This is a genomic window from Bacillus sp. FSL K6-2944, assembly GCF_038005385.1.
GTDB classification, from domain to species: Bacteria; Bacillota; Bacilli; order Bacillales; family Bacillaceae_G; genus Bacillus_A; species Bacillus_A cereus.
Window position 1 is genome coordinate 957,185 of sequence record NZ_JBBOTE010000001.1, and the last position, 13,452, is coordinate 970,636.

Consider the following 13,452-nt stretch of genomic DNA (forward strand, 5'->3'; position numbering starts at 1 on the left):
AAAACTTTACACTATTGGTAGAACCTATTTTAGGAGGGAAAAAATGAGAACATCTAATCCAATGTTGAAAAAAGAGGCATTCCGTAAAGAGGGAGCAAGTGCTTCTGCGATGACGATTGGCGGAACAGTAGGCAAAACGTTCATTATGCTTATCTTGCTACTTGCAACGTCTGTCTATTCATACATACAGATGATGCAGGGGACGATGAAGATGCCAGTATTAATTGGTGCTTTAATCGTTGCGGCAATCATCGCATTTGCGTCTATGTTCTTCCCGCGTATTTCACCTTTTGGTGCACCAATCTATGCAGCGGTAGAAGGGGTTGTGTTAGGAAGTATTTCAGCAGTTTATACAATGAAATTTGGCGATTCTATCGTTTTAAATGCTGTATTACTAACAATCTCAATTCTATTTGCAATGTTAGTGTTATATGCAACACGCGTAGTAAAAGTAACGGATAAATTCCGTACAGGCGTGATGGCAGCAACACTTGGAATTATGGTTATGTATTTAGTCGTATTTCTACTAAATATGTTTGGTGTAACTGTTCCATACATTCACCAAGGTGGTACAATCGGTATTATTATTAGTGCAGTTGTTATTGTAGTTGCTGCATTAAACTTATTACTAGATTTCGATTTAATCGAAAATGGTGTACGTAGTCAAGCTCCGAAATATATGGAGTGGTATACTGCGATGGGACTAATGCTTACATTAGTATGGTTATACTTAGAAATTCTTCGTTTCGTTTCGTACTTTACGAAAAATGACTAATAAAAAAATCCTGCATGAAAAATGCAGGATTTTTTTATTTTCAAAGATATATTGAATGTATGGTATAATATGGATGATAGCAACTTGAAGTGAAGGAGATGGAATATGATGAAAGAGAAGAAGGGGATTATGAAAAAACTATTTTCTAAAAGTTTTTTCATAGAACTAGATGAAGCTTTAACGTATCCATCATCAAAAGTTATTACTTCAGCGATTGAAGGATATGCAACTGAATGCAATGAAAGATTAAAATTTGAGAGTAAAGTTAAACCGATTACTTTCTACTTAGAAAATGCAATGTACCGTGCTGAAATAAAGATGGCTCGCGGAGGATATTACATATCTTGTACTGAAGTGTAATAAATTTTGAAACCATACATGTTTGAACTATGTATGGTTTCTTTTTTTGTTTTGTAAGGTCTAAAATAATACTTTTTACTTACGGATATATCATTTTGTGCTTTTTACCATTCAAACATTTCTCCTTACAATGAAGAAAAACATGTGAGGTGGTATAACTTATGATGAATCGAGTTGTATTAATCGGTAGATTGACAAAGGAGCCAGAATTATACTACACAAAACAAGGCGTCGCTTATGCACGAATATGTGTTGCGGTGAATAGAGGATTTCGAAATAGTTTAGGTGAACAACAAGTCGATTTTATTAATTGTGTCGTTTGGCGCAAATCGGCTGAGAATGTAACTGAATATTGTAAGAAGGGGTCGCTCGTTGGGATTACAGGGCGTATTCAGACTAGTAATTACGATGATGAACAAGGCAAGAGAATATATAGAACTGAAGTTGTGATTGAGAGTATTACCTTTTTGGAGAGAAGGCGGGAGGGGGCATCGTAATAAAAGGTGATTTTAAGTAATAGCTTCGGAAAAAATTGTGGAAAGTATTTTAATAAACTTAATGGATAAAAAATAAAAATCATCGGAAACGAAAGCTTTTAAAATCCCGTTCCTAATTTAAAATGTAAAAAGAATGAAATAGTATGGTAGCGGGAAGAAAGTAGTAAAATTAAGCATCCGAGTAGGAGTATAGAGTGATAACATGTTACAATACAGCTAAGAACATGCAATAAAGGAGAGTTTTTTACGTGAAGATTAAAGCAATTGAACCGACGCCAAGTCCAAATACAATGAAAGTTATTTTGAATGAAGTATTACCATCAGGAGCACGTAATAATTATACAAATGAAAATAAAGAACAAGCACCAATGCAAGTGCAAGAAATTTTGAAAATTGAAGGCATTAAAGGTGTATATCATGTAGCCGACTTTTTAGCAGTGGAGCGAAATGCGAAGTATGACTGGAAAGTTTTATTACAACAAGTTCGTGCTGTTTTCGGTGAAGAAGTATTGGAAGAAAGTGAAGAACAACAACTTGCTCATTTTGGAGAAGTGAAAGTGTTTGTTCAAATGTTCTTTACAATTCCAATGCAAGTAAAGTTAACAGATGGAACGACGGAAGAACGTGTTGGCTTACCAGATCGTTTCAAAGAATCAATTATGAAAGTACAAATGTCTGCACCAAACGTTGTAAAAGAGCGTAAATGGGTAGAACAAAGTACACGTTATGGTAATTTTGAAGAAATTGGGAAAGAAGTAGTGGAAGAGATTGTTGCTGCTTATTCAGAAGAACGTGTAAATGAAACGGTTAAAGAATTATTAAATCAAGCAGGTGCTGTTGAAGTAACGATTCAAAAGCGTGAGCCATATAAAGTAACAGAAGAGATGATGAAAGATTCTGACTGGAAAAACCGTTTTGCAGCATTAGAACAAATGGATCCTACTGAAGAAGATATTCCAGTGTTGAAGATGGCGTTAGATGATGAAAAAGTTTCAATACGCCGCTTAGCAACAGCGTATTTAGGTATGGTAAAAGGTGATGAAGTATTACCGTTATTATATAAAGCGTTGTTAGATCGCTCTGTAAGTGTTCGCCGTACTGCAGGAGATTGTTTATCAGATGTAGGTGATCCGGCAGCGATGTTCGTTATGATTAAATCTCTGAAAGATCCAAGTAAATTAGTACGCTGGCGTGCAGCGATGTTCTTATTTGAACTTGGAGATGAAAGTGCGATTCCAGCATTAAAAGCAGCGCAAGATGATCCAGAGTTTGAAGTAGCCATGCAAGCACGTCTAGCATTAGAACGTATTGAAGGCGGAGAAGAAGCAAAAGGTTCTGTATGGAAACAAATGACGGAGTCTCGTAAAGGGGAATAATGTATGATTGTTTTCTATGATAGTTGGTGTCCGATGTGTACGGCCGTTGCAGAACGTACGAAAAAATTAGATAAAAAGGGTAAGATGAAATTTGTTTCATTTCGAAATGAAGATGTAGTTGAGAAGTATGAACTTTCTCAAGAACTACAAAGTAAGATGGAACAAAGATTGTATATTTTAAAAAATAATAAGTGGTATGACGGTATTCAGAGCATACATGTATTAGCAAAGGCCGTTCCATCTTATTGGTTTGCTGTTCCTTTTATAAAGCTATCTATCGTACTTGGTTTTGGAAGTAAAGTATACGATTATATCGCTAATAATAGAAAATTTGTTCCAGTGGGGCATTGCCGCGGTGGAGTTTGTGAAATCCCTACAAAAAAATGAAATCATCGTTATCTTTCTTTTGCACCTATTAATAGAGCGTGATATGATGAATTTGGAATGAAAGTTGAAGGAGAGATTACAAGATGTCAAATGCTTATGAAGAATACATGCGCCAAATGGTAATCCCAATGCGCCAAGAGTTAGTGCGTTCTGGGTTTGAAGAGTTAACTACAGAAGAAGCTGTAACAGAATTTATGGAAAATACATCAGGTACAACTTTAGTAGTTGTAAACTCTGTTTGTGGTTGTGCAGCTGGTTTAGCACGTCCATCAGCAGGTCAAGCGGTTGTTCGTGCTGAAAAACAACCTGATCATCTTGTAACTGTATTCGCAGGTCAAGATAAAGATGCTACTGCAAAAATGCGTGAATACTTCGGAGAAATTCCTCCATCTTCACCATCTATGGCATTATTAAAAGGAAAAGAAGTTGTTCACTTCATTCACCGTCATGAAATTGAAGGTGCAACTATGGACGAAATTATTACGAACTTAGAACAAGCTTTCGAAAAGAATTGCTAAAGAAGGGGGAGAGTAAATCTCCCTCTTTTCTTTATATAGAGGTGAAACAATGATCGTAACAACAGCAGGAAGAACGAACAAAGAAATGACAGATTATGCAAACGAGGTAGCAGCAGAATTAAATGCTTCTTTCGTTAAACGTAATGACATACCAGTACATAAGCTACATGAGCAGTATGAACAAGATGTGCTTGTCGTAGGGAAGAACCGATTAGCTATTTATCCAAAAGGTACGGAAGAATCGTTTTTCTTTCATCCGAACTCAGCGATGTTTCGTGTGAAAAGGTTAATGCGTGGAGAACACGATCCGTTTGTACAAGCCATGCAATTAGAGAGAGGAATGACAGTGTTAGATTGTACGCTCGGGATGGCATCAGATAGTATTGTAGCTAGTTATGTTGTTGGGGAAAGCGGAAAAGTAACAGGACTTGAAGGCAATGAGTATATGGCTTATATTATGGAAAATGGTTTGAAAACATGGTCTTCATCCGTTTCTGAAATTGATGAAGCAATGCAAAGAATCCAAGTAAAGCAAACGGAGCATTTTTCATTTTTAGCGCAATGTGAAGACAATAGTTACGATGTCGTTTACCTTGATCCGATGTTTGAAGAAACTGTCATAGAATCTGACGGAATTAAAGGATTAAAACACTTCGCTTTGTATCATGATATTACTGACGAAACAATTGCGGAGGCAAAACGAGTGGCGAGAAAACGTGTCGTTTTAAAAGATCATTTTCGTAGTTCTAGATTTGAAAAACACAATTTTTATGTATACAAAAGAAAAAGTGCTAAGTTTCACTTTGGTGTAATTGACCCTTGCTAATTGTTTGAAAAGATGTATAATAAGCAATAATTAATTAAATGTACTGTCTGTGATGAAGAGAGTAGTCTTTTTTAGAAGGAAAGCGAGCTAGGGATGGTGTGAGCCTAGTACGGAAGAAAAAGATGAAGCGCACTTCGGAGATGCTTCTTGAACGAATAGTAGAGAAAGCCGAGGCCCCCTGTCCTCGTTATAAACGGGAAAGTGGTTCGTAACGAACAACAAGGGTGGTACCACGGGTTAAAACTCGTCTCTTTTTTAGAGACGAGTTTTTTGTGTTTTAAAAAATAAGGAGGTTGTATCATGGATTATAAAATGCAGTTTGCGGAAAGTTTATCTAATATTTTCACGAATGAATTAACGCAAAAACAAATTTTAGATTTAATTGAAACACCGAAACAAGATGAATTTGGAGATGCAGCGTTCCCATGCTTTTCATTAGCGAAGCAATATAAAAAAGCACCAGCTCTTATCGCAAAGGAAGTTGCTGAGAAATTCAATGGTCCGTTTTTTACGAAAGTAGAAGCCGTTGGTCCTTATGTAAATGTATTTTTCAATCGTGAAACTGTAAGTGATGCAGTATTAAAAACAGTTTTAGCGGAGAAAGAAGAGTTCGGTCAAAACCACTTTGGCTGTGAAAAAACAGTAGTAATTGATTATTCCTCTCCTAATATCGCGAAACCTTTTTCGATGGGGCATTTACGTTCTACAATGATAGGAAATTCGCTGAAACATATCGCTGAAAAATGTGGCTATGAAGTTGTAGGGATTAATTATATAGGAGATTGGGGAACACAGTTTGGAAAGTTAATTACGGCTTATAAAAAATGGGGAAATGAAGCAGTAGTTAAAGAAGATCCAATACGTGAGCTATTTAAGTTATATGTCCAATTCCATGAAGAGGTAAAAGACGACGAAGAACTAGAAGAAGAAGGACGTGCTTGGTTTAAGAAACGAGAAGGTGATGAAGAAGCGGTAGAACTTTGGAATTGGTTCCGTCATGAGTCCCTTAAAGAATTTTCTCGCCTTTATGAACTTCTCGGCGTAGAATTTACTAATTTTCAGGGAGAAGCATTTTATAATAATTTAATGGAAGATTTTATTGGGATTTTAGAAGAACATGAGTTGCTTGAAGAATCAGAAGGTGCATTAGTCGTTAATTTAGAAGAAGAAGGAATGCCGCCTTGCTTAATTAGAAAATCAGATGGTGCGACGATTTATGCAACGCGTGACTTAACGGCAGCTTTATATCGTCAAAACACTTATGGGTTTGATAAAGCGCTATATGTTGTTGGTCCAGAACAAAGCTTACATTTCAATCAATTTTTCAACGTATTAAAAAAACTTGGCTATACTTGGGTTGATGGTATGGAACACGTACCGTTTGGCTTCATTTTAAAAGATGGTAAGAAAATGTCGACACGTAAAGGAAGAGTTATTTTACTTGAAGAAGTACTCGAAGAAGCAATCGAACTTGCAAAACAAAATATTGAAGAGAAAAATCCAAACTTAAAACAAAAAGAAGTAGTAGCAAAGCAAGTCGGTGTTGGTGCAGTCATCTTCCACGATTTAAAAAATGAGCGTATGCACAATATTGAATTCTCATTAGAAAACATGCTGAAATTTGAAGGAGAAACAGGCCCGTACGTACAGTACACACATGCACGTGCTTGTTCTATTTTAAGAAAAGAAAGTGTAGAATTTGAAACATGTGCATTTGCTTTAAAAGACGATCATAGCTGGAGTGTCGTAAAATTACTAAATAAATTCCCGCAAATAATTGGAGCAGCTTTCAATAAAAATGAGCCATCGATTATTTCGAAATATATATTAGATGTAGCACAATCATTCAATAAATATTACGGTAATGTTCGTATATTAGAAGAGAGCAAAGAAAAAGACAGCAGACTCGCATTGGTTTATGCTGTGACGGTTGTATTAAAAGAAGGATTACGTTTACTTGGGGTGGAGGCACCTGAGGAGATGTAACATAGTAGTAAACTGACAAACTGGGTCTAGTATAAACCTGGTTTGTTTTTTTATTGGATATATATTTTTTTTGCAAAATCAATTAAAATCTTTTTAGAGAGGGTGATTCATATTGATTCGAACTTTTATTTTACAAATTCCTTGTCATAGAAGATTAGATAGGAGTTTTTTTAAACTACAAAAGTACATACCTTTATGTGCACGTTGTACAGGCATGCTTATTGGTATTTTAATGTTTCCAATTTATTTTTATATGACACCTTCATTTCTTTTGGCAATCATACTATCATTTTCCGCTCAAATTCCGTTACTTATCGATGGGTTCACCCAAAAGTGGAAATGGAGAAATAGCTCAAATTTGCTAAGAATAACTACTGGTGTATTAAGCGGTAATGGTATGGGATTATTCATTTCCTCTAGTGTTATATGGATATTATCTTAAGATATATAGTAATGGAGGTATTTACATAGATGTTCTGGATTTACTTAATTCTAATTTTTATTTCAGGCGGAAGTGGAATTGGTTTTATGACTCAAAATAACTATACAGAAGCAATAATAGCTTTTGTTATTTGTATACTATTGTTTGGGCTACTGTATTATTATCTTAAAAGAAACAAAAGAAAGAGAAAAGCAGATTGTGACGATTTAGACTGTACGGATTGTTTTGATTGTGATTGTACTTGTTAAATTTTTCTTCCAAATAAAAAGCTAGTGTATTATTAAAAATACACTAGCTTTTTTGCTTTGAAATTTTAAGAAAAGTGTAGGAATACGGCTATTATATAGAGAACTTTAGTTTTGTATATAAAAGGAGGCGTTAGATGTTGGAAACATATGATTGGAACAATAAACTAACATATTTAAAAAACACGAGAGATTTATATTACAACGACGATTATGTAAGCTTTTTAGTAAATACAGTTTGGAAGATTACTAAGCCTGTACATATCGTTGATTACGGTTGTGGATATGGTTATTTAGGGTTAGTATTAATGCCATTACTCCCAGAAGGTTCAAAGTATACAGGTATTGATAGTGGAGAAACATTATTAGCTGAAGCCAGAGAGTTGTTTCGTTTACTTCCGTATGATTCAGAATTTCTTGAAGGAGATGCTACAGAAATTGAACTGAACGATAAATACGATATAGCAATCTGTCATGCTTTCTTATTACATATGACTACTCCAGAAACAATGCTACAAAAAATGATACATTCAGTTAAAAAGGGTGGAAAAATAATCTGTTTTGAACCACATTGGATTTCTAATATGGCTTCTTATTTACTAGATGGGGAGAAACAATCGGAATTTATTCAGCTAGGTGTTTTGCAGAAATTATTTGAAAGTGATACGCAAAGAAATGGTAAAGATGGCAATATAGGCATGAAAATACCGATATATTTAAGTGAATTAGGTGTGAAAAATATTGAATGTAGAGTAAGCGATAAAGTGAACTTTTTAGATTCAAATATGCATCACAATGATAAAAACGATTTGTATCAATCATTAAAAGAAGAGGGGATTGCAGGTGATCCGGGTGATAAGCAACAATTTGTAGAACGTTTAATAGCCAGAGGATTAACATATGATAATGCGCTAGCTCAATATGAAGCTGAACTACGATTTTTCAAGGCATTTCATCTTCATTCTTCTTTAGTATATGCTCCGAATATGAAAATTACATTTGGTGAAATAGAATGTTGAAAGATAGTGATTTATTAAGGATTGCTACCTTCAATATATGGAACCATAATAGTCTTTGGTTGGAGAGATTAGAAGCTATTTGTGAGGAAATTTGAATTATTTCTCCACATATTCTTGCTCTACAGGAGGTTAGAAGTTGTGTTAATTTGAATTCAAAGAAAAATGTTGCACAGTATATAGCGGGTCAAATAGAGTCTCCGTTTTGTATATTTAAGGAGTACCCTGATTTAATGAATGAGAAAAATGTCATTTTTTGTTGGTAAGTCGATATTCACCGTATAATCGCCGATATAATTTCATGTACTGTTTTTAACTAACAAAAGATAGGATACACATGTTACGTTATTCTATATAATCAAACAAAATACAGAGAAAGACAATCATTTTTACTATATTTTGTTATAAATTTGAATAATATTAATTAATACCATCCATTATAAGAGATTTTAGTTGAATACATACTATATGGTGTGTAAAATCTAAGCAAGTAGCAGTATAAATATAAATTCGAGGTGAATGCATGCTAGATTTTAAGCAGTTAGAAACTTGTTTAAAAGACAAGAGATTTGTAGATGGATTACAGGAAATAAATAATGAAATTGCATATATAAAAGAAACGAATACTTTATCCTATGTGAAGAATTGGCTTGCCAATATTCCTTCGCATAAGGAGTTCGATATATTAATTCGTCTTACTGATGAAGGGCTTATGCACCAATACAGTTCATTCCTCATTCGTTACGCTTATAAAAAATTCCCAAATATGAGAACGCTCTCTTTATATTGTGATGAGTTAATTGATGAGCGGAAAATTCTTGAAGCAGAGCAGCTGTTAAAAGAAACTTTAGAAGAGAGTAATAAAGAAGAAATAGATGCAGATTTTTTAGCGAAAACATATTTTACGTTAGTACGATGTCTTTTAGAAATGAAACGAAACGAAGAAGCGTTAATGTATATGCAAAAAGCAGAGGAGTACAGTGCACGCGCAGTGTTTGATAAATGGGGCTACGTTTATATGCATACAGGTGAATGGGAGAAAGCGGAAGAACAATTTATTGCTGGCATGCAGCATGAAGATTGTGAAGAGTTATCTACCTATTTATTATCACAATTGTATGCGAATAAAGGAGAACAAAAACGCGCGATACAGTTAATCGATGATGCAATTGTAAAATTCCCACAAGTACCATATTTTCATTTTGAGAAGATAAAGTATTTATTAGATTTAGAGCGATATGAAGAGATGTTAGCGGTAATAGATAACATAAATACTCAGCTGCCGTATCATGCCTATAATACTTACTTTGTACATTTACGTGCAGAAGCACTGTACAAAATGAATAAATTTGCAGATTTACAAAAACTATTAAAAGAAGAAAAGAGTTTAAAAGAATCTTTATATCATAATTTAGAAAAAAATCCGGATGGAAAAAAGGTTCACTTGCCGATAGTTCCTATTGTACAAAAGGATAATTATTGTGTTCCGACAAGTTTAGAGATGATGTTGCGTATATGGGGAGAGAAACGTACACAAGATGAAATAGCAGAGTTTATTTTTGATATGACAGGTTCGAAGTTTTCAGATACTGTTTCTTATTTAGAAGAATTAGGTTATGAATATCGTTATTTTAAAGGGAATGAAGAGAATTATAAGAGACTGATTGACGAAGGAATTCCTGTTTTATTAAGTATAGATATTGAGCATGCTTCACACGTACAAGTTCTATCTGGATATGATGATACATTGCAAGCTTTCTATGTTCAAGATCCAAACTTTATAGAACCAGTTCTTGTGGAATATAGTAAATTACAAGAAAAATATCGTTATACAGGCTGTTTAGCAATCACGTTTGTTCCGAAAGAAAAGAAGGAGCAACTAGCGTTTCTAAGTGAGGAAGAAAATCGTTACTTTAAATCTATTTTTTCTCTTACGGATCATTTAGATGAACATGACAAAGAGGGGATTAGTAACTTAGTACAATTTTTAAAAGAAACGAGTGATAATCCAAATACGTGGTTATATACGATAAAGCACTTAGATGTTGAAGTAGATAAAGAATTTATTTTATATTGTATCGATAAGTTAATGGAAAAGTTTCCGAACTCGGACTTTGTTAAATTGCATGGTGCACAGTGTTTTATTCGTCTTCAAGAAGTAGAGAAAGCGGAGCAAATGCTGACAAGCGTTGAGAAGAAAAATAATCGTGCTTTATATCATTTAATAAACGGAAGATATGCTTTTGAGCAGGAAAGTTATATAGAAGCGATTTCAAGCTTTCGTTCATCGTTACAATTAGACGCAGATCAGCCTATTGCTTGGAGTTTTCTCGCTTTATCCTATATGTATATTGATCAATCTGAAAAAGCATTGCAATACTCTCAAGTTGCGTTAGAGCGTAGTCCTGAAAGGTTCACTTTAACAAATCACGGTTTAATATTAATAGATTTAGAAAGATATGAAGAAGCATATGAAATCTTTAATGACTTGTTAAAAGAGTATAAATATGAAGCGCATGTATGGTATGAACGAGCGAGATGTGCACATCAACTAGGGAAATTATATTTAGCAATAAAAGGGCTTAAAGTAGCGATTCGTTTGGATAGTAATGCACCTTACATTTATACGAAACTTTCGGAAATATACGAATCTGATTTGAAGGATGAGGAAAGTGCGAAAGAAATTTTATTAAACGGTATTGAGAATTGTGATGATAAAGCACCTCTTTACGTAAAATTAGGTGATTATCATTTTCAAAATGATAGCTTGGAAGAAGCAGAAGTATTGTATAAGCGTGCTTTAGAAGAAAATGATGAGGATGTTTATTCTCACTTCGGACTTACACAAGTTTATATGGCAAGAGAACAATATAAGGAAGCAAAAGAATATATACTTGGTCTTGAGAAGCAAATTGAAAAGAGCCAAGATTTCCTCATGAATGCAGGAATGGTTTTATGGGATGCTGAAATTGAACTTGGTGGAAATGAAGAAGGGTTTAAAGTAGCACTATCTAAGTTAGAAAATGGTATAAAGAAAAGTGATTATAATGTAGCAAGTGCGTTAGATGAATATGTGAATCGAATTAAAGGAACGGAATTTGTACAACGAGGTATAGCATTTTTAAGAACGTTACACAAAGAAAGAAATGAAGTAAGTGAGTACGGTTGTTATGCAGGTATTTTATATGAATCTATTGGACAGTACGGCCAAGCGATGAAAAGATATAATAAGGCGATAGAACAAATGGAAACGGCATTACCGTATTACCGAATTGGTGAAACACTTATGGCATTAGGGCAATTGACGGAAGCAAAACAAGCGTATGAAACATGTTTAGAGCTTGATGGGAATTTCGTAGGTGTACATTTACAGCTTGCGGAAATATACGAAAAAGAAGAAAACCGTTCTAAAGAACAAAGTCATATGGTTCAGGCGATGAAAGAAGAGCCGTTGCATATTAATATGGAATATTTAGCACAGCTTTCAGTAGATATGAATCTTCAGGAAGAATTGCTGACTGAACTAGAACAATTAGTGGACGAAGTACCTGAAATATGGCGTTTAGATGCGATTGCATATGTGTACGGAGCGATGAATGAAATAGATAAAGAACAAGCACAGGTTGAATACGCACTACAATTAGATGGTGAGCATATAGAAGTTCTATATCATTATGCAAAAGTATTAGTGAAAAAAAGAAATGTAAAAGCAATTGAAGTTGCAATGAAAGTAATACAAAAAGATTTTGATAATGAACGTATATTTGATGTTTATGTAAAAGCAGTAGAGCAACATAAAAAATTGTCTAACATACGAGATTTTCTTCATACGTTAAAGGTGAAAAAAGCAGAAAGGAGTACAGCATTCATGTATGCTGCAGCTGCGGTTACGGAAATATGGATTGAACGCCAGCTGCATGAACAGCCAAAACGATCTATCATTACGAGAGCTTTTTATCGTATGAAAAATCGTGCGAAAGAAATTTCAATGGTTACTATGATAATTGATTTATATGAAATCTCTTTAAAGTTAAATCCGAAAAATAGTATGGCAGCACAGCGATTTGCGCTATTTTATGAGAATGTAGAGATGAATAAAGAAGCAATAGAGATTCTGCACACGTCACTAGAAAATAAATGGGATTATGACGTAGCGAAGCAACTTGTAAATCTTTTCGTTGAGTGCGAGGAAGAAGATATGTTAAGAGATGCTTTGGAATTAACGAAACAAATGGTTCGAGAACTACCAGATGATTATGATACTCTTCTTCTGCAAGCACAAGTATTCTTTAAAGCAGGGGAAGAAAGAAAAGCAGAAAAGATTATCTTACAATTAACAGAGCAAACACCGTTTGTAAGTAGAGCATTTCTTGCTTTAGGAGAAATATATCAAAGTCAAGAAAGGTTTGAAGAGGCAATTCATGTATTAGAAAATGCTTCTATACATCATCCAAATGAAACAGCAATTCTTCTTTCTTTAGCATCTTCATATCATGGTGCCGGCCAAACGATAAAGGCAGAAAAAATAACAAATGAAGTATTAATAATTGACGCGAGTGATTTGTTAGCAAGATATGATCGAGCTTGTTATTTAGCACAGTTAAATAGAAATGAAGAGGCGAAGGAAGAGCTTGAATTTGTCCTTCGTGAGGATGAATCGGGATTCTTTGCTGAACTTATTGAGGATGATGAAAATTTAGCAGCATTGCGAGAATTTGAAAAGTAATTGTATAAGAATAGGGGAAAAAGATAAGGATATATTTTGAATTAGTTGACAATTAGTTGCTAAATGGCATAAAATAACTTTTAACAAAGTATACAAATCTGAAGACGAGAAAGAGTAAAATAGTGAGCTGTTCTCCAGAGAGCCGGTATATTGCTGAAAGCCGGTGTGCAGACGTTATTTGAAAATCATCTCCGAGGAGCCGAGGCTGAAAGTAAGTAAGCCCGGACGGATGTCTACCGTTACAAAGAACACGTATGATAGTACGTTGCTAAGTGCTATTAGTGAAAAAGCTAATAGA

12 protein-coding genes and 2 other annotated features (1 of these 14 running past the window's edge) are annotated in these 13,452 nt (G+C 34.4%); all 12 genes read left to right on the forward strand.

Features of this window, described 5'->3' with window-relative positions:
• The first annotated feature begins 43 nt into the window (after window positions 1-43).
• The 12 genes from MHH55_RS05020 (at window position 44) to MHH55_RS05075 (ending at window position 13,154) form a co-directional block, all read left to right on the forward strand.
• Window positions 44-775: a Bax inhibitor-1/YccA family protein gene (locus MHH55_RS05020; RefSeq protein ID WP_001260655.1), complete on the forward strand. Its 732-nt coding sequence runs from the start codon at window positions 44-46 to the stop codon at window positions 773-775.
• Between the two features lie 105 nt (window positions 776-880).
• Entirely contained in the window at window positions 881-1,135 is a 255-nt protein-coding gene (locus MHH55_RS05025; RefSeq protein WP_000975138.1) for a DUF4318 domain-containing protein, read from the forward strand.
• Window positions 1,136-1,296: 161 nt separating this feature from the next.
• On the forward strand, window positions 1,297-1,632 hold the full coding sequence (locus MHH55_RS05030; protein ID WP_000982018.1) for a single-stranded DNA-binding protein: 336 nt from the start codon (window positions 1,297-1,299) through the stop codon (window positions 1,630-1,632).
• Between the two features lie 248 nt (window positions 1,633-1,880).
• Window positions 1,881-3,008, forward strand: coding sequence for a conserved virulence factor C family protein (locus MHH55_RS05035; RefSeq protein WP_000692564.1), 1,128 nt, complete (start codon window positions 1,881-1,883; stop codon window positions 3,006-3,008).
• A gap of 3 nt (window positions 3,009-3,011) precedes the next feature.
• On the forward strand, window positions 3,012-3,395 hold the full coding sequence (locus MHH55_RS05040; RefSeq protein ID WP_078187345.1) for a thiol-disulfide oxidoreductase DCC family protein: 384 nt from the start codon (window positions 3,012-3,014) through the stop codon (window positions 3,393-3,395).
• An 83-nt stretch (window positions 3,396-3,478) separates the two neighbouring features.
• Window positions 3,479-3,913 carry a BrxA/BrxB family bacilliredoxin gene (locus MHH55_RS05045; RefSeq protein WP_000063706.1) on the forward strand — a complete coding sequence of 145 codons (435 nt, stop codon included), beginning with the start codon at window positions 3,479-3,481 and terminating at the stop codon, window positions 3,911-3,913.
• A 49-nt stretch (window positions 3,914-3,962) separates the two neighbouring features.
• Window positions 3,963-4,739, forward strand: coding sequence for a class I SAM-dependent methyltransferase (locus MHH55_RS05050; protein ID WP_000637456.1), 777 nt, complete (start codon window positions 3,963-3,965; stop codon window positions 4,737-4,739).
• A 40-nt stretch (window positions 4,740-4,779) separates the two neighbouring features.
• Window positions 4,780-4,994, forward strand: a binding site (T-box leader).
• Window positions 4,995-5,039: 45 nt separating this feature from the next.
• Window positions 5,040-6,725, forward strand: coding sequence for an arginine--tRNA ligase (gene argS, locus MHH55_RS05055; RefSeq protein WP_078187346.1), 1,686 nt, complete (start codon window positions 5,040-5,042; stop codon window positions 6,723-6,725).
• Window positions 6,726-6,837: 112 nt separating this feature from the next.
• Window positions 6,838-7,167: a DUF2085 domain-containing protein gene (locus MHH55_RS05060; RefSeq protein WP_002182700.1), complete on the forward strand. Its 330-nt coding sequence runs from the start codon at window positions 6,838-6,840 to the stop codon at window positions 7,165-7,167.
• A gap of 29 nt (window positions 7,168-7,196) precedes the next feature.
• Complete coding sequence (locus MHH55_RS05065; RefSeq protein WP_000498606.1) at window positions 7,197-7,415, forward strand: hypothetical protein; 219 nt, start codon at window positions 7,197-7,199, stop codon at window positions 7,413-7,415.
• A gap of 137 nt (window positions 7,416-7,552) precedes the next feature.
• Window positions 7,553-8,431, forward strand: coding sequence for a class I SAM-dependent methyltransferase (locus tag MHH55_RS05070; protein ID WP_048656812.1), 879 nt, complete (start codon window positions 7,553-7,555; stop codon window positions 8,429-8,431).
• 520 nt (window positions 8,432-8,951) lie between these two features.
• Window positions 8,952-13,154: a bacteriocin-processing peptidase family protein gene (locus MHH55_RS05075; RefSeq protein ID WP_048656758.1), complete on the forward strand. Its 4,203-nt coding sequence runs from the start codon at window positions 8,952-8,954 to the stop codon at window positions 13,152-13,154.
• A gap of 92 nt (window positions 13,155-13,246) precedes the next feature.
• Window positions 13,247-13,452 (forward strand) — a binding site (T-box leader) (it continues 35 nt past the right edge of the window).